The organism is Nocardia terrae (assembly GCF_009760405.1).
In the GTDB taxonomy this organism is placed as follows: Bacteria; Actinomycetota; Actinomycetes; order Mycobacteriales; family Mycobacteriaceae; genus Nocardia; species Nocardia terrae.
In genome coordinates, this window is record NZ_WRPP01000013.1 from 1 (window position 1) to 19,371 (window position 19,371).

18 protein-coding genes and 1 pseudogene are annotated in these 19,371 nt (G+C 66.7%); 5 read left to right on the forward strand and 14 right to left on the reverse strand.

Annotation, left to right across the window (positions count from 1 at the left end):
• The first annotated feature begins 191 nt into the window (after nucleotides 1-191).
• Nucleotides 192-1,079: a hypothetical protein gene (locus GPX89_RS39540; protein WP_157392916.1), complete on the forward strand. Its 888-nt coding sequence runs from the start codon at nucleotides 192-194 to the stop codon at nucleotides 1,077-1,079.
• 84 nt (nucleotides 1,080-1,163) lie between these two features.
• Here the strand turns inward: GPX89_RS39540 and GPX89_RS39545 are convergent, their stop codons facing one another.
• The 3 genes from GPX89_RS39545 to GPX89_RS39555 form a co-directional block, all read right to left on the reverse strand.
• Entirely contained in the window at nucleotides 1,164-1,658 is a 495-nt protein-coding gene (locus GPX89_RS39545; RefSeq protein ID WP_157392917.1) for a hypothetical protein, read from the reverse strand.
• A 439-nt stretch (nucleotides 1,659-2,097) separates the two neighbouring features.
• Nucleotides 2,098-2,847, reverse strand: a complete 750-nt coding sequence (locus tag GPX89_RS39550) for an isocitrate lyase/PEP mutase family protein (protein ID WP_157392918.1) — start codon at nucleotides 2,845-2,847, stop codon at nucleotides 2,098-2,100.
• A 41-nt stretch (nucleotides 2,848-2,888) separates the two neighbouring features.
• Nucleotides 2,889-3,761 (reverse strand): NAD-dependent epimerase/dehydratase family protein, encoded by an 873-nt coding sequence (locus GPX89_RS39555; RefSeq protein ID WP_157392919.1) that lies wholly within the window; start codon nucleotides 3,759-3,761, stop codon nucleotides 2,889-2,891.
• Nucleotides 3,762-4,005: 244 nt separating this feature from the next.
• Here GPX89_RS39555 and GPX89_RS39560 point away from each other — a divergent pair, with 244 nt between their 5' ends.
• The gene (locus GPX89_RS39560; protein WP_157392920.1) at nucleotides 4,006-5,034 is read left to right on the forward strand and encodes an AraC family transcriptional regulator; all 1,029 of its coding nucleotides are present in this window, start codon (nucleotides 4,006-4,008) and stop codon (nucleotides 5,032-5,034) included.
• Here the strand turns inward: GPX89_RS39560 and GPX89_RS39565 are convergent.
• The 7 genes and pseudogenes from GPX89_RS39565 to GPX89_RS46110 form a co-directional block, all read right to left on the reverse strand.
• Entirely contained in the window at nucleotides 4,989-5,969 is a 981-nt protein-coding gene (locus tag GPX89_RS39565) for an alpha/beta fold hydrolase (RefSeq protein ID WP_157392921.1), read from the reverse strand. The genes GPX89_RS39560 and GPX89_RS39565 overlap by 46 nt on opposite strands.
• A 25-nt stretch (nucleotides 5,970-5,994) precedes the next feature.
• Nucleotides 5,995-6,405, reverse strand: coding sequence for a nuclear transport factor 2 family protein (locus tag GPX89_RS39570; protein ID WP_198347805.1), 411 nt, complete (start codon nucleotides 6,403-6,405; stop codon nucleotides 5,995-5,997).
• Nucleotides 6,406-6,443: 38 nt separating this feature from the next.
• Nucleotides 6,444-7,637 (reverse strand): FAD-dependent monooxygenase, encoded by a 1,194-nt coding sequence (locus GPX89_RS39575; protein WP_157392922.1) that lies wholly within the window; start codon nucleotides 7,635-7,637, stop codon nucleotides 6,444-6,446.
• Nucleotides 7,638-7,683: 46 nt separating this feature from the next.
• Entirely contained in the window at nucleotides 7,684-8,733 is a 1,050-nt protein-coding gene (locus GPX89_RS39580) for an FAD-dependent monooxygenase (RefSeq protein ID WP_157392923.1), read from the reverse strand.
• Nucleotides 8,734-8,914: 181 nt separating this feature from the next.
• Complete coding sequence (locus GPX89_RS39585) at nucleotides 8,915-9,376, reverse strand: flavodoxin domain-containing protein (protein ID WP_328602846.1); 462 nt, start codon at nucleotides 9,374-9,376, stop codon at nucleotides 8,915-8,917.
• A 126-nt stretch (nucleotides 9,377-9,502) separates the two neighbouring features.
• A complete protein-coding gene (locus tag GPX89_RS46105) occupies nucleotides 9,503-9,643 on the reverse strand; it encodes a hypothetical protein (RefSeq protein WP_157392925.1) in 141 nt (46 codons plus the stop codon).
• An 82-nt stretch (nucleotides 9,644-9,725) separates the two neighbouring features.
• Nucleotides 9,726-9,920 (reverse strand): annotated as a pseudogene (locus GPX89_RS46110) (hypothetical protein); the annotation flags it as partial.
• Between GPX89_RS46110 and GPX89_RS39600 the strand changes: the two are divergent.
• Together GPX89_RS39600 and GPX89_RS39605 are read left to right on the forward strand one after the other, a co-directional pair.
• Nucleotides 9,911-10,087 carry a hypothetical protein gene (locus GPX89_RS39600; protein ID WP_157392926.1) on the forward strand — a complete coding sequence of 59 codons (177 nt, stop codon included), beginning with the start codon at nucleotides 9,911-9,913 and terminating at the stop codon, nucleotides 10,085-10,087. The pseudogene GPX89_RS46110 and the gene GPX89_RS39600 overlap by 10 nt on opposite strands.
• A 40-nt stretch (nucleotides 10,088-10,127) precedes the next feature.
• A complete protein-coding gene (locus GPX89_RS39605) occupies nucleotides 10,128-11,096 on the forward strand; it encodes an AraC-like ligand-binding domain-containing protein (protein ID WP_157392927.1) in 969 nt (322 codons plus the stop codon).
• On the opposite strand, the gene GPX89_RS39610 is transcribed toward GPX89_RS39605, so the two are convergent.
• From GPX89_RS39610 to gabT, 4 genes are all read right to left on the reverse strand, one after another.
• Complete coding sequence (locus tag GPX89_RS39610) at nucleotides 11,097-12,593, reverse strand: cytochrome P450 (RefSeq protein ID WP_157392928.1); 1,497 nt, start codon at nucleotides 12,591-12,593, stop codon at nucleotides 11,097-11,099.
• A 111-nt stretch (nucleotides 12,594-12,704) separates the two neighbouring features.
• Entirely contained in the window at nucleotides 12,705-14,546 is a 1,842-nt protein-coding gene (gene fadD32, locus GPX89_RS39615) for a long-chain-fatty-acid--AMP ligase FadD32 (protein ID WP_157392929.1), read from the reverse strand.
• A 133-nt stretch (nucleotides 14,547-14,679) separates the two neighbouring features.
• On the reverse strand, nucleotides 14,680-16,134 hold the full coding sequence (locus GPX89_RS39620) for an NAD-dependent succinate-semialdehyde dehydrogenase (protein WP_157392930.1): 1,455 nt from the start codon (nucleotides 16,132-16,134) through the stop codon (nucleotides 14,680-14,682).
• 44 nt (nucleotides 16,135-16,178) lie between these two features.
• Nucleotides 16,179-17,516 carry a 4-aminobutyrate--2-oxoglutarate transaminase gene (gene gabT, locus GPX89_RS39625; protein WP_157392931.1) on the reverse strand — a complete coding sequence of 446 codons (1,338 nt, stop codon included), beginning with the start codon at nucleotides 17,514-17,516 and terminating at the stop codon, nucleotides 16,179-16,181.
• A gap of 125 nt (nucleotides 17,517-17,641) precedes the next feature.
• Here gabT and GPX89_RS39630 point away from each other — a divergent pair, with 125 nt between their 5' ends.
• Nucleotides 17,642-19,168 (forward strand): PucR family transcriptional regulator, encoded by a 1,527-nt coding sequence (locus GPX89_RS39630; protein ID WP_157392932.1) that lies wholly within the window; start codon nucleotides 17,642-17,644, stop codon nucleotides 19,166-19,168.
• Nucleotides 19,169-19,371 lie beyond the last annotated feature (203 nt).

Genomic DNA, 19,371 nt, shown 5'->3' on the forward strand with positions numbered 1-19,371 from the left:
CCACCGCTGTCGTCTTCGGTTTCCTGGGCCTGGCCACCGCGTCAGTATCGGCCACGACCGCAGTCATCGCATCAGAGTTCATGTGCCACTCCTTGATTCGGAGTTACACCGTTGTTCTTACAGTCCCCGCACCTTGGTTACCGGGCCGAAAACCTGTCCAGGTAGCGGGGATTGGGGATAGGTCGGTAGCAATGACCGTGTTGTGGCAGGCGATTCTTGGTGGATCCGGGGCGGTACTTGCGGCGATCATTGCGGGATCGGTTGCGGTACGGAATGCTCGTAGGACTCCGCATGACGTGTTGAAATCGCTTCTGGACATTCTCAAGGACGAGCACATCTGGCGGGAGGACCGCGCGATTCTGGAGGTAGCGGTCCATCGGGAGATCCAACGTATTCGAGCGCTGAACGAGGCTCGGCTCCAGGGGTTCTGGGCATATCAGCGAGAGCGACTGTTGGGTGAGATCAGCCCATTAACACTCCGGCTGAGTCTCCCGGCGCTCGTGCTACCGCTATGTAGCATTCTGATGGTTTTCGTCGGACCGGTACTCGGTGTCGGCTCCTACGACGGCAGGTATTTCTACTCCAGGGGACCTGCGGAGTTCGGGCTGCTGGACAACAACTTTGGGACCGTTTCGTTCTCGCGGCTCGCGATGGGTGCAGCTGGGTACCTGCTGTCCGTCGGCACACTGATTGTGGTCGGGCTGATGATCGCGCGCCAAAGGACTACGCCTCTGTGGCGTGGATGGACGATCTTCGCGGGGCTCCTCCTGACGGCCACGTTGGTCGTCTATGTCGGATATCGAATCATCCTTCACCCCAAGACCTCGAACACCGTTGATTGTCCCGGTCTGCCTGACCCCCCTGCTAGCGGGTACTTCGCTTGCTACGGTCCGCATCCCGCAAGCATCCGGGCGTCCTGGATCGACCTTCAATTTCACTCGTGGCTGTTCATCTCTTCGCTCGTGTTGGTGATTCTTGTATCGGCTACGTATCGGTGGCTCCCGGAACTGTGGCGAGGTGCGCAGAACGTACGCAATAGGGTCGTGAGCGGTTTCTTCGACCCAACGTCGCCAACATAGAAGCCGCAGGTAGACGGCCACCCCCAATCGGTAGTCATCAGCTGCAAACGTCGAGACAGATCTTCATTGTCAACACCGTGATGACTATTCCTGGCGCGGACGCCCATCCGGATCGAGCATCATCTGGAGATCGAGTACTCGCGATTCGATGCCCTGTATCGACTGTCGGAGACAGGCGTCCACTACAGCATGGGCTTCCGCGACGACCAGGGCGCGATACTCGGCGGGTGTCCAGTGTTGGTGAAGGCCATAGCCTTCGAGTTCCTCATCGGATAGTGCCGTGAACTCGGTCACGGCCGAAAGGAACTCCCGCAATACTCCATCGCCGAGGAAACGCTCCCAGCCCTTGGACCGCCCTTCGGGCGAGGTGTTCAATGCATCCTTGGCCTTGAACTCAATCTCGTCGGCCAGAGCATGCAGCCAAAAGCGAGATGGGCCGCGGATGCTCTCCGGTGAGTACTTCATCAACCTTGTTGCCGGACTGCGCTCCCAGCGCGTGTATCGAGTGAGCTGTGCTGTGGCGAACCGTTCCAAGCCGTCGTCGATCAACTTCTCGCGAGTGCGCGGAGAAAGTGACATAAGTCACACTATCGCATCCGGTGGGTGTTTCGTCGGAGAAGCGGCCGGTCAAGTCGTGCCTGTGCGTCCAGGATGTGTCTAGAAAGTAGGGCGATGCTGGCGTTGCGTACACCCGTCCAAGGTCGTGTGCGGTTGTCTCGTGCGCTCCGGATAGTGAAGTGCTGCAACAGCTTTCGAAGCTTTCGGTACGTGCCAGATTGTATGTGGTAGTCATCCGCCCAGCTCCTCGGCAGGTTTCTGGTTCGAGTCCAGATGCGGGAGCCTAATTCGGCCCCTGACCAGATATGCCTGGTCAGGGGCCGAATTCGTTTTATCCATCGGCTTGGATCATGTCCAAGAAGGCGCCGAAATTTCAGCGCGACAAGATTCGTCAACGGGGCGCCACGCGGGAATCTCTGCTCCAGCAATCTCGACGGCACGGGCGGCTCTTTGTCGGGGGTCAGGACCAGGGTTGGAGGAGCTGGCGGGTTTGGTCGGCGAGGTGGGTTTGGAGGAAGGGGCCGAAGCTGATTCTTGCGATGCCGGTGCTGATGAGGCGTTTGGGGGCGTCGGTGGGTGTGGTGACGGCGTTGACCGGTCGGGGGAGTTCGGTGGTCAAGCGGTGCAGGGTGTCCGGGGTGTGGCGGCCGATGGGGTAGAGGACGTCGGCGCCGGCTTCGGCTGCGAGGTGGAGGCGTGCTATCGCGCGGTCGATGCGGTCGGCTTCGTCGCCGTCGTGGCGGAGGAAGAGGTCGGTGCGGGCGTTGAGAACCACGTGGATGCCGGAAGTGTCGGCGGCGCTGCGTAACTCGCCGATGAGGTCGGCGTGTTCTTGGGGTGCTCGTAGGCGATTGCCCTCGCTGTGTACCGAATCTTCGATGTTGAGGCCGATGGCGCCTGCCTGGAGTAGTCCTTCGATGAGCTGTGCGGGTTTGGCACCGTAGCCTGATTCGAGGTCTACGGACACGGGAATATCCACCGCGGAGGTGATTTCGTGGACGCGGGCCAGGACCTCGTCGAGGGTCATGCCTTCTCGGTCGGATTTGCCCGCGGCGGCGGCCAGCGGGTGGCTGCCGACGGTGAGGGCGGCGAATCCAGCTTCCTGCACCAGGTTTGCCGACCACGCGTCCCATACGGTCGGCAGGATCACGGGCGTGCCGGGACGGTGGAGCGCGAGGAACGTTGTTGCCTGGTTTGCGAGAGTCGTCATGTCGTAGTCCAAATCGATAGTGCGGAACGGTTTTCCGTGGTTCAGGCGGCGAATCCGGTGCGCCAGCTGGGGTGTCGCGGTACCCAGCCCAGTGAGCGGGCTCGGGCGTTGGAGGCGCCGCGCTCCCAATCGGCGCGGCCTGTGGTCGGGGTCGGGGCGGGGGCGCCCACGGCGGCGGCCAGGGCGGGTACCCACTCCCGGCCCGGAGCCGGTTCGTCGTCGACGATATTGACCACGCCGCGGGGCCAGTCGAGGGCCGAGACCGCGGCGGCAGCGGCATCCTCCACGTGGACGAACGACGCGACCGCATCGCCGGCGATCAGTCCGCCGAGGAAGGCCGCGGCGGGATCGGTGGTTTCCCCGCGCAGCACGTCGGCAGCCAGGCCGTCGCGGCGGTACCAGGTGCCCGGCCCGTACAGCAGGCCGTAGCGGAGCACGACGTGCTCGTCGATCTCGGCGACGGTGTTCTCCAGCTCCGCGATCCCCGCGACCATCGTCGCGCGCGGCTCGGCGGCCGCGAGATCCAGAGGTGTGTCCTCGTCGGCGGGCAGTTTCCCGGGTTCGTAGGCCCAGGCCACCGACTGCGCGATGATGCGGCCGACGCCCGCACGATGCGCCGCGTCCACCAGATGGCGGGTGCCGATGCGCCGAATGCGGCTGTTGTCGGCCGAAGTCCCGCCGTTGAGCGCGGTCAGTTGATGGACCACCGCGTCGGGAGCCGCTGCGGCAACGGCCCTTTCGGCCGCGGCGGCGTCGAAGATATCGAGCAGCGCACCCTCGGCGCCCCGGGCGCACAGCCTGTCGACACCCTGGCGGGTTCGGGAGGTCCCGACGACGTGATGGCCTTGTTCGAGCAGCTGTCCGACCAGGTAATGGCCGACGGCGCCGGTGGCGCCCGCTACGAATACACGCATGACGACTCCTTGCTTCGAGATTCGGTCATGGGATCAGCTCACCTGAACGCCACCCGCCGACCAATGCGCAGCTCGTTCCCGTAGCGATAACGAATGCTTATCCTTCGAGGCGGGGTGCCACCGGGCCGAGATGCCGTCGGCCGCCGGAGTTTTCGAAAAGCGCGCCTGATACGAAATTTGATACAATGTGGCGTGGTCCGCGCGGCGTCCAAGTGCCTGCGGCGGTCGTGAATGGGGTGTCCGTATGCGGTTTATCGATTTGACCGTAGGTGCGGCGGAGGAATGGTCCGAACTGACCAACACCTTCGTGCCGATGGAGCACAGGTACCTGTACACCCAAAGCTGGCGGTCGAGGCTGACCTGTCAGCAGAGCGGACAGTACAGCCTGCTGAGGTGGGACGAACCCGAGGGACGGATCGCTCACCGCACCCCCGGCAACGTCAAACGTGTTCCGGCGGACGACTTCTACTGGCTGGTGATACCCGACCGCAGCATCTTCGGTGTCCGGTGGAGCGATGATCCGCGCTCACCCACGCCGACGGTGTGCCGCGGTGCCGATGTGACCGCCCGTGACGTCGCCGGCGCGGCGGTCCGAGTCCCGGAGGGGCGGGCAATGGTGATGGGGCTGGATCAGGAGTGCCGATTGCGGCCCGGCGCAACCGCCTACGCCATGCAGATCCCGCGCACCGAAATCGATCACGCGCTGGCGCCGGCCGGACCGATGCGGACCTTCCTCGATCTCGACACCGGGCTCGGCCACGTGGTGAATTCGATGATTCGCAGTGCGCACGGGGAACGAGACCGGCTCTCGGAGTCGGAGTTCAACGCGGTTTGCGATCGCATCAGCGAACTGTTGTGCCTGCTGCTGACCGGCGACCTGCGCCCCCAGCACAACCACCTCACGGAAACGGCGGAGACGGTCCGGCGATACGTGCGCGAAAACATCGGGACCGGGGATGTGCGTCTACCGGCCGTGGCGACCGCACTGGGCTGGTCGCCGCGTCAACTGCGGCTGGCCTTGCAGCAGGCCGGGACGACCTACCGCGATCTGCGCCGCGAGGAGTCCCTGCGAGCGGCACGCACCATGCTGGAGCGGCCGAGCCCGCCGATCGCGGAGGTGGCGGCCCGTTGCGGCTTCACGGTGACGTGGTTCTCGGCGGCGTTCAAGGATCGTTTCGGGGAGACTCCGCGAGACTTCCGTAAACGCCGGCAAGCCGAATCCGCGGATTACCGGTTACTCGTCAAGAAGTTCCGGACGGACTTCAGGACGTAGGTCGGATTCTCTTCCAGCACCCAGTGATTCGCACCGGGAACCACGTCGGTGGTGACGTGCTCGGCGACCCGGGTGGTGAGGGATCCGATGGAGGCGCCCATGCTGTGCTCGCCGCCGATGCCCAGCACCGGGACGGTGAGTTTGCCGCCGGTGGTGATGAGCGCTTCGACCGCCTTCTCCCCGGTGTCCTGCTGGCGGAAGTACTCCAGTCCGGCGTGGGTGTGGCCGGGCTTTCCGAAAGCGGCGATCAGGCCGTCGCTTTCGGCCTTGTCGATGGCTCCGTCCGCTTCCCGGTAGATGGCGCCGTAGAAGACCGATTCCTTGCCGTCGATGAGTTGTTCGGCCAGTTCGTCTTTGGGGCCGTTGGCCAGCCAGTCCCACCAGAAGGTGCCGGGTTTGCTCTGCACCAGGGTGAGGTAGTCGGCGGGCGGCGGCGCCTCGAGGATCGTCAAATGCTCCAGGTCGGAACGGTATTCGACGGCATAGGCCAGCGCGATCGCCCCGCCCCAGTCGTGGCCGATGAGGTCGAATCGACCCAGTTTCAAGCCCTGGGTGACCGCGTGGATGTCGGCGGCAACGGCAAGCGCCTGATAGCCCTCATCGCTCTTGGCGAAGCCGGAGTCGCCGAATCCCGGCAGATCGATGGCGACCACGGTGTGGTCCTCGGCCAGGTCGGGGGCGATCTTCTGAAATGCCCGCAGGTCTTCGGGCCACCCGTGCAACAGCACGATCGCGGGACCCTGTCCGCCCTTGACATAGTGCATCGAGATCCCGTCGGCGTCGACGATGCCGTCCTGGAATCCCGGGAATGACACAGGTTTCGGCGCCGAATCGTCGCGGGCGGATGAGCAGGAAACCGCGGCGAGCAGTGCCGCGACGAGCAGCGCCGCAAGCGCGGCGACCCGATTGCCCGATGGCGTGAATTGCTTTGGCATGCTGGAACCCAACGCGATAGGACCGTCAGTTGGATGCGTAGAAGCTGCGTCCGGCGAGACCGCCCGAGACGGACCAGACCTCCACGATCCGGCCGTTCTCGGCGCGCAGGATATCGGTGCCGCTGATATCGGTGATCGCGCCGTCGGGGGCGGTGATGCGCGCCCGGTAGGGCCGGGCCACGATGCCCGTTCCGGTCTCGTCCATCTCCACGACCGGCACCGCGTCGGGCGCGAAGCTCAGCCCGGGCACCTCGTCGTGGAAGCTCTGAATCTGTGCCACAAACGATTTCGGGTCCCGGATGGCGTCGTAAGCCGAGGCGCCGGGCTGGGCATAGCGAAGCACGAATTCCGGGGCCAAGATCTTCTCGGCCAAGTCGTAGTCGCGGTTCCACATAGCGGTCCACTTGTCGAACAGTTCGATGCCGAAGTCACGCACCTGTACTCCTTGATCAGTTGGTGCTCTGGTTCGTAGGCTCAGTTCATCGGGTGGGAGCCGACGAGGGACGGGTAGTCCTGTAGTTCCAGGTTTTTCGAGCCTTCGGCCATCTTCATCATCATGTCCATGCCCTTGGAGCCGAGAAACCAGTTTCGGAACTTCAAGCCCCAGGCGGTTTTCGGGCACAGGAAGCGGCCCGCGTTCGCATCGCCGGAAATCTTGGCGTACTTGCGCATGATGTTGTCGTAGCGGGCGAAGGCCACGGTGTGATCGCCTGCCGCGGTGGCGAGTTCGCCGGCGAGAACGTATGCGCCGACCATGGCCAGGCCGGTGCCGAAGCCGGCCAGGGTGTTGCCATATCCGGCGTCGCCGAGCAGGGCAACGCGTCCGCGGGTGAATCGCTTCATCTTGCGGACCTTGGCGATGGCATCGAGGTAGAAGTCATCGAAATTGTCCATCTCGTCCAGCATCTGGGGCACTCGCCAGCCCACCTCGGCGAAGATTTGCTTCACCAGCCGCCGTTGCGCACCGACATCGTCACGGGCGTAATCGATTTCAGGCGAGGCGAACAGGTACATCTGCTGCGCCTTGGAACCACCCGAGACGGCGTAGCGGCCCGCGATGTTGTGACCGTAGGAAGTGATGCGCTCGCGCTGACCGGCCGGAGTGCCGGTCCAGGGACTGGCGCCGGCCACACAGTAGTAGTGGCCCTGGTGCTGAACGAAGTCCTTTTCGGGCCCGAAGACCAGCCGCCGGACCCGTGAGTGGATGCCGTCGGCGCCGAAGACCAGATCGAATCGCCGCGGCGCGGAGCGCTCGAATTCCACCCACATCGCGTCGTCGGTCTCGGTGAGCGCGGTGATCGAGTCGCCGAAGATGTATTCGCAGCTCTGCCAGGTCTTTTCATACATGATGTGGGACAGATCGCCGCGCAGGATCTCGACATCGCCGCCGGTGAAGTCCCCCGAGATGAACCCGACCTGCTCGCCGGTCTCGTCGACGAGAACGGTATCGGTCTTACCGGTCTGACGTGCGTAGACCTCCGCGAGGATACCCATCCGCTCCAGCACCCGATGGTGGGTTTCCCCGGTGAAGTCGACAGCCTGCCCGCCCGGCCGCAATGCGGATGCCTTCTCGACCACCGTGACCGCGAATCCGTACCGGTTCAGCCAATACGCCAGCGCCGGCCCCGCAATGCTGGCGCCGGAGATGAGAACGGTCCTGTTACGCATGATGGTTCCTCGATTCGGTGTCAAAATTTCCGTCACCCGCGTTCGCTCAGGCGCCGAACATGGCTGCCGCCTCGCGGCCGTGCTTCTGGTTGGCGGTCACGTAGGGGCGGAGGCGTTGCTCGTAGGCGGTGAACGCGGTGGTGTGGTCGCCGTTGGACTCGGCGAGGCAGGTGGCGAGGGTGTCGGCTCCGATGAGGGCTTGGGAAGTCCCCATGCCGGAAGTGGGTGCGGCGCAATAGCCGGCGTCGCCGACGAGCACGATGCGGCCCTGCGACCAGCGATCCATTTCCACCTGGCAGGCGGAGGAGAAGAGGAAGTCCGGCGCGTCGGTCATCTCCTTCAGCAGGCGCGGCACCGCCCAGCCCGCCTCGGCGAAGGCGGCGTGCACGAGTTCCTGCTGCTGGGCGCGGTCGAGCAGGTCCACCTCGGCCGATGGTGTGGCGAAGGACAGACTCACCGTCATTCGATCGGATTCGTTGGCGCTGAACAGCAGTAGCGCGCGGCCGGGTGTGCTCTGGAGCACGACACGATGGTCGAGGCCGAGGAAGTTGGTGGTGGTGAAGCCCGCGCCGGACATGCCCAGGTGGCCGACGAACCGCGAGTGCGGCCCGAACGCGAGCCGCCGCACCGTGGAGTACACGCCGTCAGCGCCGACCACGAGGTCGAAGCCGGCGGGTTCGTGATGTTCGAACCGGACTCGCACCTCGTCGTCGGTCTGCTCGAGCTCGGTGATCGAGTCACCGAACAGGTAGCGCACCTGCTCGGCGGTGATGCGGTGCAGAATGCGGGTGAGATCCTTCTTCGGGATCTCCAGGTCGCCCGCGAACGCCTCGCTGGGCAGCTCGCCGGTCTTGTTGCCCTCGGCATCCACCAGATCCGTGCCGCGCATGTGGGTGTCGTGACCGCGCACCTCGCCCAGGATGCCCATGCCGTCGAGCACGGTGAAGGCGTCGCCGCGGAAGTCGACCGCGTATCCGCTGCCGCGCAGCGATGGCGCGCGCTCGACCACGGTCACGTCATAGCCTTGGCGGTGCAGACCGTAGGCCAGCGCCGGCCCGGCCACGCTCGCACCGGAAATCAGAACTCGTTTACTCATTGCGCACTCCAGGTGACCGGCAGTCTGTGGGAACGGTGGATGATGAGAATCGGCCCAGCCGGTCTCTCGCCGATCAGTAAATGTCGACATCCGTTCGGTCGCCACCGCAATTCACAACTCTGCCCCGCAACCGAATTCCGTTGTCACGAAACGTAAGTACGAGGCTTTCTCCAACCTGTTGCTACGCAGTCATTCTCGTGCCGAGGCCGGGGAGGGGGAGGGTTGCGACCCATTCGCGGGCCATGTCATTGGCTCGGATCAGGGTCGAGGCGTCGTGGCGGGCGTGGTCGCCGACCTGGGTGGCGCCTCGAGCGGTGAGGTGGGCGGCGGCGAGTTCGCCGCCTCGGTTGAAGGAGTCGCCGTAGACGGTGTCGCCGAGTCCGAAGACGGCGAAACGTAATCCGGTGAGGTCGGGGCGGGTGGATTCGAGGCGGGCGAAGAAAGGTTCCGCGCCAGTAGGGAGTTCGCCGTCGCCGTAGGTCGAGCAGACGATGATGTGGAAGTGGGCCGGGTCGAGATCGGCGGGGTCGAAGTCGAACATGTCCTGCATCGACACGTCGTGGGACGAAAGCTCGTCGGTGAGACTCTCCGCGACTGCTTCCGATGTACCCATTTCGGATCCGAACAGAATCGCGATGCGCACTGCTACCCCTCTCGATCGAGTTACTAAGGCTACCCTAACTCGAGGGGAGTGGTGGTCGCTCGTGATGGGCCCAGCTCGCCCGCAGCTGACCCGCGGGCTGGACTCCGCCTTCGACCTCGGCGAGCCTCACATCCGGTTCTCGTCGCGGGAGGCGGAGACCGTGAAGGGGCCGATGGTGCGGTCGTAGGCGGTGCGGATCTGGGATTCGGCGTCGGTGAGGTAGTCGGCCAGTACGGTCGAGGTTCGGGGTGGTTCGGGGGTAGTCACGCAGGGCCGCGCATTCGACGATGCGGCGGCATTTGTAGACCTCGGCGATGTCGTTCGTGGTGGGGACGCGGACGAAGACGCCGCGGTTGAGTTCGTGGGTGACTAGGCGTTCTTCGATGAGGGTTCGGAAGGCTTCGCGGACGGTGTTGCGTGAAACCTTCAGGGCCTCACAGATGCCGGGAGCACATCGTCTCCCGATTCCTCCCCGAGGGCGACGTATTCGACGGCGGCGTAATCCAACTCCCTCGCCCCCCGAGCACCGACACCATGGAACGATTCGTCTTCGCCGTCCTCGAACTCACCGGCGGCACCCTGTTCTCCCCCCAATTCGACGGCGCGATCACCGCCAACCCCGAGCAACTGCCCCACATCCCCGACGACCTCTCACCCTGCCTGGTCGAGAGCTGGCAGCAAGTGCGGTCCCGCAGCATCGCCTCCTCGTGAAACACTGGGAAGTCAGTTATCGCGTTCAGGTGAGTTCGGAGTGGTCGGGTTGTCGGGGGTTGAGCGGTTCGAGATTCGGGCGGGGGAGGGGGAACGCGCGGGGCAGGTGTTCGAGCGGTGGGAGGCGGGGCTGACCGAAGCGTATGTGCCGCTGGCGGTGTCGCCGCTGAGGGCGGGGGCGTTTCAGGGGTGGATCGCGTTGAGGGCGTATGACGACATGTCGTTGTCCACTCTCGGGGCCAGTGCGCAGCGGGTGGATCGGACCAAGAGTCTGATCGCTCGGACGGACGACGAGGTGTTGCTGACCAGCATTCAGGTGGCGGGGCGCGGGCGGTTGTATCAGGACGGACGGGTTGCCGAGATCGGGCCGGGGGAGATGGCGTTCTATGACAGCACCCGGCCGTATCACTGGGAGTTCGAGGGCGATTGGGAGATGGCTGCCGCGCAGGTGCCGTTGAGCCGGTTACGGGAGCGGGCGGGGATCACCTCGGCGGAGATACCGACCGCGACCGTGATCACGCGCGACAGCCCGGGGGCGGTGGTGTCGCGGTTCCTGTACGAGCTGGCCGAGCTGCAGAACACCGCGCCCGCGCACGCCGCGGCGCTGGCCGGTTCGGCGGTGGATCTGCTCGCCTCGGCGATCACGCTGACCGCGGGTCGCGCGGTGCCCGGTGCGGCGGTCGAAACGCTGGCCAGGCGACGGGTGGTGGAGTTCATGCGGCGGCACTGCGCCGATCCCCGGCTCACGGTCGACGGGATCGCGGCGGGCTGCGGGATCTCGCGGCGGACCCTGTATCGGCTGCTCGACCAGCTCGACGACGGTCCGGCCACCATGCTGCGGCGCATGCGCGTCGAGCTGTCGTGCGAATTGCTCGTCGCGCGCGCCGATCTGCCGATCACCGCGGTCGCCCACGCCTGCGGCTTCACCACCGAACGGCAGTTCTACCGCGCCTTCCGGATCGAGATGGGCATGACACCGGCCGCCTACCGGTCGAGCGGCTCGGCGTGATCACTCCCGCGCCACGGCCCGCATCATCAGCGGCTTGTCCGGCCCTCCGATGAACGAAAGCTGCGCTCGGATCGGATCATTCGTGGTCCGTCGCAGATCCAGGCGCTGGGCGACGGTGGCCATGGTCAGCACCGCCTCCATGGTCGCGAAGTTCTGCGCGATGCAGATCCGCTTGCCCGCCCCGAAGGCCAGCGACGCCTCGCGATGCGGGCGCGTCATGTTCTCGGGCAGATAGCGTGTCGGATCGAATTCCATTGCGCGGTCCCAGACCCGGGGATTGCCGTGCACGCCGTGCAGGCTGATCATCACCGTGGTCCCGGGCTTGATCCGATATCCCGCCAGCACGTCCTCGCGCAGCGCCACCTTGCTGGTCGCCATGACCGGCGGGTGCAGGCGCATCGTCTCCATGAAGACGGCCTTGGTCCACGGCAGCTTCTCGACATCGGCGGCGGTGGGGAGGCGCCCGCCCAGCACGGTGTCGAGCTCGTCATGGAGGCGCTTGCGGACGTCGTCGTGCTCGGCCAGCAGTTTCCACGCCCAGGTCAGCGCGGTGGCGGTGGTCTCCATGCCCGTGCCGATGAAAGTCATGAGCTCGTCCTGGATTTCGAGATCGCTGTAGCTGTGCCCGGTTTCGGGGTCGGTGGCCGCCATGAGCAGGCCGAGCAGATTGTCCGTGCGGGTGATCCGGCCCTCGCGGTGGTCGGCGATCATTCCCGCCACCGTCTTCTCGATACGGCGCAGCCCGAACATGATGTGCGGGCCCATCACCCACGCCATGGCCCGCGCGGTGCGGAGCGGTAGTCGCGAGGCGGCCTGCTTGTCCGGCTCCTCGGTGTGGCGCACCACCCAGTTCGCCAGTGACCGCAGCGGCCGGCTGGCACCGCTGACGACGCCGAAGCTGAAGAACCTGAGCAGCTGCTCGAGCTTGATGGTCGAGATCGGTCCGTTCGGGTCGGTGCCGAACATGGTGCGCGCCACGATATCCAGTGACAGCCGGATCATCTCCGCGCCCACGTCGACCGGTTCGTCCGCCTCCCACAGCCGCCGCACCGAGTCCTGCGCCGCCTCCACCATCGGCGCGTCGAACTGATCGATGGCGCTGCGCGCGAAGATCGGCTGCACCAGCCGCTGGTTGCGGCGGTGGATCCGATTGTCGCGCTGCGTCACCAGACCCTGACCGAAAACAATGGCCAGCAGGTCGAATTCGGCGCCGTTGATGTAGCCGTCCTGATTGGTGACCAGCAGCTGCCGAACCAGTTCCGGGCTGCGCACGAGGACGAACTTCGCGATGGGCAGTCGCGCGACCAGCACATCGTCCTGACCGGGCAGCTCGGTGGCCAGGTACTCCAGAACGGTGCGCTCGCGCACGCGCCGCGGCAGCGCCAACGCCAGCCGCCAGGATTCCCGCCAGGTCACCGGTGTGTTGTGCCAGCGCATGGGCGCGGGCAGCCATCGCGGCGGGTGTAGTTCGGTGCTTCCCATGGCCGATGCCGTCATGACACTTCCCGGTGCGATCGAAAGCTGCTCACCCCGTGGGGTTTACGGTCGCATGTTACTGAAGGGTAGAGCGTCGGCGCGGGTACTTCGCGGGTTTCGAGGGTGAACAGCTCAGCGGTGGACCGCCGTGCGGGTGAAGGCGCCGTTCAGGTACGCCGCGCGGCAGGCTCGCCGGGCGATCTTGCCGCTGGAGGTGCGGGGGATGGATCCGGCGGGGACCAGCACCAGATCCCGCACGGGGACGCCGTGGCGTTGGGTCAGGGCGGCCCGCACCCGGGAGATCACCAGGTCCGGGTCCACTTTGCCGATGCCCGCGCCGCGTTCGGCGACGATGACGAGCTGGTCGGAGTTGTCCTCGCTCGCGGCGGGGCGGTCGGAACCGGGAATCTCGTTGGCGGGCACCGAGAAGGCGGCCACGAAGCCCGGTCGCAACGCGGTGCTGGCGTCCTGGGCGGAGTGTTCGAGATCCTGCGGATAGTGGTTGCGGCCGTCGACGATCACCAGATCCTTGACCCGGCCGGTGACGTACAGCTGGCCGTCCAGGTACGCGCCGAAGTCGCCGGTACGCAGCCAGCGTGCCTCGGTGGGCACGCCGTCGGCATGGCTGTCCTCGACGAGCCTGCGCACCAGCTTGTTCCGGAAGGTCTTCACGGTCTCGTCGGGCCGATTCCAGTAGCCGACGCCGAGATTGCCGCCGTGCAGCCAGATCTCGCCGACCGCGCCGTCGGGGCGCTCCTTCCCGGTCTCCGGATCCGCGATCACCGCCCACTGCGATCGGGCGAGGTAGCCGCAACTGACCTGTGCCACAGCGTTTTCGCGCTCCGAGCCGACGCGCACCATGCGACCGGCATTGAGCCGCTCCCGGTCCACGTGCACCACCCGGGCGGCGACCTCGGCCTGGGTGGCCGACACGAACACGGTCGCCTCGGCCATGCCGTAGCAGGGTTTGATGGCGCTGCCGGGCAATCCGTACGGCGCGAACGCCTCGGTGAACGTGCGCATGGCCGATACCGTCACCGGTTCGCTGCCGTTGATCAATCCGATCACCTTCGACAGGTCCAGTGCGACGCCCTCCGCGGGGCGGCCGCGGGTCGCGGCGTATTCGAAGGCGAAATTCGGTGCGGCGGAGAAGATTCCGACGTCACCGGGCTTCGCGCCGAGTTCCTTGATCCAGCGGTAGGGCCGCCGGATGAAGGCGCTCGGGGACAGCAGGGTCAGGTAGCGGCCGCACACCATCGGCAGGATCACGCACAGCAATCCCATGTCGTGGAACAGCGGCAGCCAGGTCACGCCGCGGCAGTTCGCGTCCAGACCCAGCGCGTCGGACAGTTGCAGCAGGTTGGTGGCGACCGCGCGATGGGTGATCTCCACCCCGGCGGGCGTGCGCGTCGATCCCGACGTGTACTGCAGGTAGGCAATGGAATCCGCGGTGCTGTCGGGTCGCCGCCAGCTCGCCTCCAGGGCGGCGGGCACGGCGTCGACGGCGAGGATCCTGGGTCGCGACGCGCCCGGCCGATGGCCGTAGAACTGCCGGACCCCGGGCGCGGACCCCACCGTGGTGAGGACCACCGCGGGCGCGCTGTCGGTGAGCACCGCGCGCAGGCGATCGGAGTGCCCGGGCTCGTCGGGGGTGAACAGCGGCACCGCGATCGCGCCCGCCGCGATGGCCGCGAAAAACGCCACCACGTAATCCAATCCGTGCGGGCACAACACCGCCACCCGGTCGCCCGGCGCGCTCACCTGCTGGATCCGCGCCGCCACCGCGCACACCCGCAGCTGGAATTCCGACCAGGTGAGCTCGTGGTACTCACCGTTCGACGCCCGCGAATAGTCGGCGTACCGGTACACCACGTCGTCCCCGTGCGCCGCGACCCGCTGATCGATGAGATCCATGAGCGTGGTGCTCGCCGGAATCTCGATCTCGGACTGACCGGCGAACGGGGTTTCGACCATATGCCTGCTCCTGCTGGAATGAATTCGGATGTGCAATAAAAGCTTTCACGTCCCGAACCCGCCAGGCAAAGTGTGCTGTAACTCGGTGAATCGGAATGTGATTGGAGTTATTCCGATTCGAGGGCGAATGTCCCTATGGCAGCGCGATGTATTTGGTCTCCAAATATTCTTCGATGCCCTCGGTTCCGGCCTCGCGCCCCAACCCGGACTGCTTCACGCCGCCGAAGGGCGCGGCCACATCGGAGATGATGCCGCGGTTCACACCCACCATGCCCGATTCCACCGCCTCGGCGACCCGCAGCGCGCGGTCCAGATCCCGGGTGTAGATGTAGGCGGCCAAACCGAATTCGGTGTCATTGGCGGCGGCGACACCGGCGGCCTCCCCGTCGAAGCCGGTAATGGCGGCCACCGGGCCGAAGACCTCCTCGCGCAGGATGCGGGCGTCGGCGGGCACCTCGGTCAGCACCGTCGGCTCGTAGAAGAAGCCGGGACCCGCGACCGCGGTCGCGCCGGTGGCGACCTTTGCGCCCTTGTCGATCGCGTCCTGCACCAGTTCGGCCACCGAATCCCGCTGCTTCGCACTGATCAGCGGGCCGACCTGGATTCCGTCCAGATGTCCCGGACCGATCTTCAGCCCGCGCATGCGTTCGGTCAGCCGCGCGGTGAACTCCTCGCGCACCGCGTTGTCGACATGGAATCGATTGGCGGCCGTGCACGCCTCACCGATATTGCGCATCTTCGCGGCCATCGCACCGTCCACCGCGGCGGCCAGATCGGCATCGGCGAACACCACGAACGGCGCGTTGCCGCCCAACTCCATGGAGGTGCGCAACACCCGCGAAGCCGACTGCGCGAGCAGTACCTTGCCGACCGGGGTCGAGCCGGTGAAGGTCACCTTGCGCAGCCGGTCATCGGCGAACATCGGATCGGTGAGCCGCGCCGCCTGCGATGTCGGCAGGATGGACAGCACGCCCGCGGGCAGTCCGGCCGCCGCGAAGACCTCGCCCAGCAGCAGCATGGTCAGCGGGGTCTCGGCGGCGGGCTTGACCACCATGGTGCAGCCCGCGGCGAAGGCGGGGGCGATCTTGCGGGTGCCCATGGCCAGCGGGAAGTTCCACGGCGTGATGGCCAGCGTCGGCCCGACGGGCTGTTTGGTCACCAGGATGCGGCCGTTGCCGGACGGCGACGGGGTGTAGCGGCCGTTGATCCGCACCGCCTCCTCACCGAACCAGCGCAGGAATTCACCGCCGTAGACCACCTCGCCCTGGGCCTCGGCCAGCGGCTTGCCCATCTCCAAGGTCATGAGCAGGGCGAAGTCGTCGCGCCGGGCCATCACCAGTTCCCAAGCGCGGCGCAGGATCTCGGCGCGCTCCCGCGCGGGGGTGGCGGCCCAGTCGGCTTGCGCGGCGACCGCGGCGTCCAGCGCGCGCATCCCGTCGGCGGGGGTGGCGTCGGCCACTTCGACCAGCACGGCACCGGTCGCCGGATCGTGCACGGGGAAGGTGCCGCCGTCGCTCGCGGGGACCTGCTCACCGCCGATCCGGAGTCCGGTCGGGACGGCAGCCAGCAGCTCGGCCACATCACGCATAGCGAGTTCTCCTCTATCTCCATCGATTTCGAGCCCGGGAACGCTCAGCCCGCCAGCTCCCGCACCACCTCGGCCAGCACCCCGATGCCGTCGGCGAGCAACTCGTCGCCGATCACCAGCGGGGGCAGCAGCCGGATGACGTTTCCGTAGGTGCCGCAGGTGAGCAGTACGACGCCGCGCGAGAGAGCCTCGGCGGCAATGGCTTTGGTCAATGCGGGATCGGGTGTGTCGCTGTCCGGCCGGACCAGCTCCATCGCCAGCATGGCTCCGCGGCCACGCACGTCACCGATAACCCCGGTGGCGTCGGCCAATTCGCGCAGCTTCGGCATTACGGCGGCCTCGATGGCGCGTGCCCGGGCCGGGAGGTCCAGCTCCCGCATCACTTCGATACTGGCCAGCGCCGCCGCGCACGCCACCGGATTGCCGCCGTAGGTGCCGCCCAGCCCGCCTGCGTGCACGGTGTCCACCAGGTCGGCGCGCCCGGTGATGGCCGACAGCGGCATGCCTCCCGCGATGCCCTTGGCCATGGTGACGATGTCGGGCGTGATGCCCTCGTGTTCGCTGGCGAACCATGCTCCGGTGCGGGCGAATCCGGTCTGCACCTCGTCGGCGATGAACACCACCCCGTGCTCGCGCGCCCACTCCGCCAGTGCGGCAAGGAATCCCGGCGCGGGCACGATGAATCCGCCCTCGCCCTGAATCGGCTCGATGATGATCGCGGCCGCCGCATCCGCCCCGATCTGGACCTCGATCTGCGAAATGGCCCGTGCCGCAGCCTGTTCCCCGGTCAGCCCGTCGCGATAGGGGTAGGACATGGGCAGCCGGTAGATCTCCGGTGCGAACGGACCGAAATGCGCCTTGTACGGCATGGATTTCGCGGTCAGCGCCATGGTCAGATTGGTGCGGCCGTGATACGCGTGATCGAACGCCACCACCGCGGCCCGCCCGGTCGCCAGCCGCGCCACCTTCACCGCGTTCTCCACCGCCTCCGCGCCGGAGTTGAACAACACGGTCCGCTTGTCGAAAGTGCCGGGCGTCAGCGCCGCCAGCTCTTCGGCCACCCGGACATAACCCTCGTGGGGCGTGACCATGAAACACGTGTGCGCGAACCGCGACGCCTGCGCGGCCACCGCCGCCGCCACCGCCGGATGCGACGCCCCCACCGACGTGACCGCGATCCCAGAACCCAGATCGATCAGCGAGTTGCCGTCCACATCCACGATCACCCCGCCGTCGGCATCGGCGGCGTAGACCGGCACCGACGACCCGACCCCCGCCGCCACGGCCGCCTTCCGGCGCGCGGTCAGCGCCTGCGAACGCGGTCCCGGAAGCGCTGTGACGAGGTCGCGTCGCTGCGGCAGGCGATAGTCGATCGAGGTCATGGTGGAGGTCTCCCGGTCGAAGGTCGGTGGCGGCGATCACCAGTCTGCGGTACGAACCGCCAGGTCCCCTGTGCCGAATTGGACAACATGCCGGGCCGGAATCGACATTCTGTACACTCCGACCGATGCCCGTTCCCCTCGGCTGGGTATTGACCCAGCCCGACCTCGCACTCCGCCTGCGCGGCGGCTCCGCCGGGCTCCGCCGCGACATCGACCTCGTCGTCACCACCGAACTCGAGCCCCCGTTTCGCTGGCTCTCCGGCGGCGAACTCGTCCTCACCACGGGAATGCGCCTGCCGCCCGACCCCGCCGGGCGCACCGAGTATGTGCGCGAACTCGATCGATGCGGAGTCGCCGGCATCGGCTTCGGCATCGGACTGACCCACGACGAGATCCCGCTCGAACTGATCACCGCCGCCGATGAAATCGGCATCCCACTCTTCGAAGTACCCCTCGCCACCGCCTTCGCCGCCATCGTCGAGCGGGTCTCGGCCCGCATCGCCGAACTCCAATACGACGCGGTGCTGCGCGCCAGCCGCGCCCAGCCGCGCATGACCCGGGCGCTGATCCGATCCGGCAGCGCGGCCATCGTGCGCGAACTGGCGAACTCACTCGATGCGACGGTGCTGGTCATCGATCCGAACGGCACCGTGATCGACTCGCACCCAGGGGAACCCGCCCCCGAGCTCGTCGCTCGGGTGCGCGCGGCGGTGCTCGAGACCGCAGCCGCCGGGGCGGGGGTGTGGACCGACAGCTCGGGCGCGTCCATCACACATCAGCGGATCGGGCTGGACCGTCGCCGCCACGGCCACCTGGTCGTGGTCGGTGACACTCCGCTCGGTCCTGTCGACCAGATCCTGCTCGGCCACGCGAACTCCCTGCTGGCCCTGGATTTCGAGCAACCGGCCCGGCTGCACCGGACGCAGCATCGGCTCAACGGTCAAGCGCTGGGGTTGCTGCTGGGCGCGAGTGTCGATCCGAGTCCGGCGTGGGAGCAGCTGGCACTGGCCTCGGACGCGCGCGGACGCATCAAAATCCTTGTCGTCGTGTGCGATTCCGAGAGTTCAGCGGAGTCGGTCGAAGCGGCCCTCACCGAGCTCGTCCCGGCCGCGGGGCATTCCTTGTTCGCGTACCGCGAAGCAACCGGCGTCGTGCTGGTATTGCCCGCCGATTCCACGTTCGCCGAGTCGCTACGGCCCGAAAGCTTCGGCGGTTCCGGCGAACTCATTCGAATGGGTGTGAGCGGCGGGCATCCGCTCCGGGATTTGGCGGCTGCCGTCGAGTCCGCGCGTCTCGCCGCGTCGACCGCTGAACCGGGCAGCCCTCCGGTCGATTTCACCACCCTGATGTTGCTGTCCTTTCCTCCGGCGCGAGAAGTGCTCGAGGCCATGGCTCACACCCGGCTCACCGCACTGGTCGACTACGATCGCCGCCACGGCACCGATCTCCTCGCCGGTCTGCGCGCCTTCCTCGAGTGCAACGGCCAATGGGAGTCCGCCGCCGCGACTCTCCGCATCCACCGTCACACCCTGCGCAAACGCATCGCCACCGCCGCCGAGATCCTGGCTCTCGACCTGGACAGCGCCCGTGTTCGCGCCGAGCTGCTGCTCGCCCTGCTCGCTACCGCCGGGACGTGGGATCGGACACGCTGACCAAGATCGCTTGTGTGAGGCCGCGACCGTCCGGTAGTTTCTACGTATCTACTTAGTAGATACGTAGAAGACTCGGGCCGTGGACCACCCGCGGTCGAGGACGCCGATGGGACCGGCGTCGTGTGCGGCGGGATTGTGCGAACCCTCATCACGCGCAAGACCGTTGACGCAGCAGGGGCGGGGCCGCAGGTCAGCGGCCCCGC

Excerpts from the sequence above, each read along its gene's own strand:
- GPX89_RS39575 (WP_157392922.1), bottom strand. The coding sequence starts at position 7,637 with ATGCGTAACAGGACCGTTCTCATCTCCGGCGCCAGCATTGCGGGGCCG.
- GPX89_RS39620 (WP_157392930.1), bottom strand. The coding sequence starts at position 16,134 with ATGCGTGATGTGGCCGAGCTGCTGGCTGCCGTCCCGACCGGACTCCGG.
- GPX89_RS39540 (WP_157392916.1), top strand. The coding sequence starts at position 192 with ATGACCGTGTTGTGGCAGGCGATTCTTGGTGGATCCGGGGCGGTACTT.
- GPX89_RS39555 (WP_157392919.1), bottom strand. The coding sequence starts at position 3,761 with ATGCGTGTATTCGTAGCGGGCGCCACCGGCGCCGTCGGCCATTACCTG.
- GPX89_RS39600 (WP_157392926.1), top strand. The coding sequence starts at position 9,911 with ATGGAACGATTCGTCTTCGCCGTCCTCGAACTCACCGGCGGCACCCTG.
- GPX89_RS39610 (WP_157392928.1), bottom strand. The coding sequence starts at position 12,593 with ATGACGGCATCGGCCATGGGAAGCACCGAACTACACCCGCCGCGATGG.
- GPX89_RS39580 (WP_157392923.1), bottom strand. The coding sequence starts at position 8,733 with ATGAGTAAACGAGTTCTGATTTCCGGTGCGAGCGTGGCCGGGCCGGCG.
- GPX89_RS39545 (WP_157392917.1), bottom strand. The coding sequence starts at position 1,658 with ATGTCACTTTCTCCGCGCACTCGCGAGAAGTTGATCGACGACGGCTTG.
- GPX89_RS39565 (WP_157392921.1), bottom strand. The coding sequence starts at position 5,969 with ATGCCAAAGCAATTCACGCCATCGGGCAATCGGGTCGCCGCGCTTGCG.
- GPX89_RS39630 (WP_157392932.1), top strand. The coding sequence starts at position 17,642 with ATGCCCGTTCCCCTCGGCTGGGTATTGACCCAGCCCGACCTCGCACTC.
- fadD32 (WP_157392929.1), bottom strand. The coding sequence starts at position 14,546 with ATGGTCGAAACCCCGTTCGCCGGTCAGTCCGAGATCGAGATTCCGGCG.
- GPX89_RS39560 (WP_157392920.1), top strand. The coding sequence starts at position 4,006 with ATGCGGTTTATCGATTTGACCGTAGGTGCGGCGGAGGAATGGTCCGAA.
- GPX89_RS39550 (WP_157392918.1), bottom strand. The coding sequence starts at position 2,847 with ATGACGACTCTCGCAAACCAGGCAACAACGTTCCTCGCGCTCCACCGT.
- gabT (WP_157392931.1), bottom strand. The coding sequence starts at position 17,516 with ATGACCTCGATCGACTATCGCCTGCCGCAGCGACGCGACCTCGTCACA.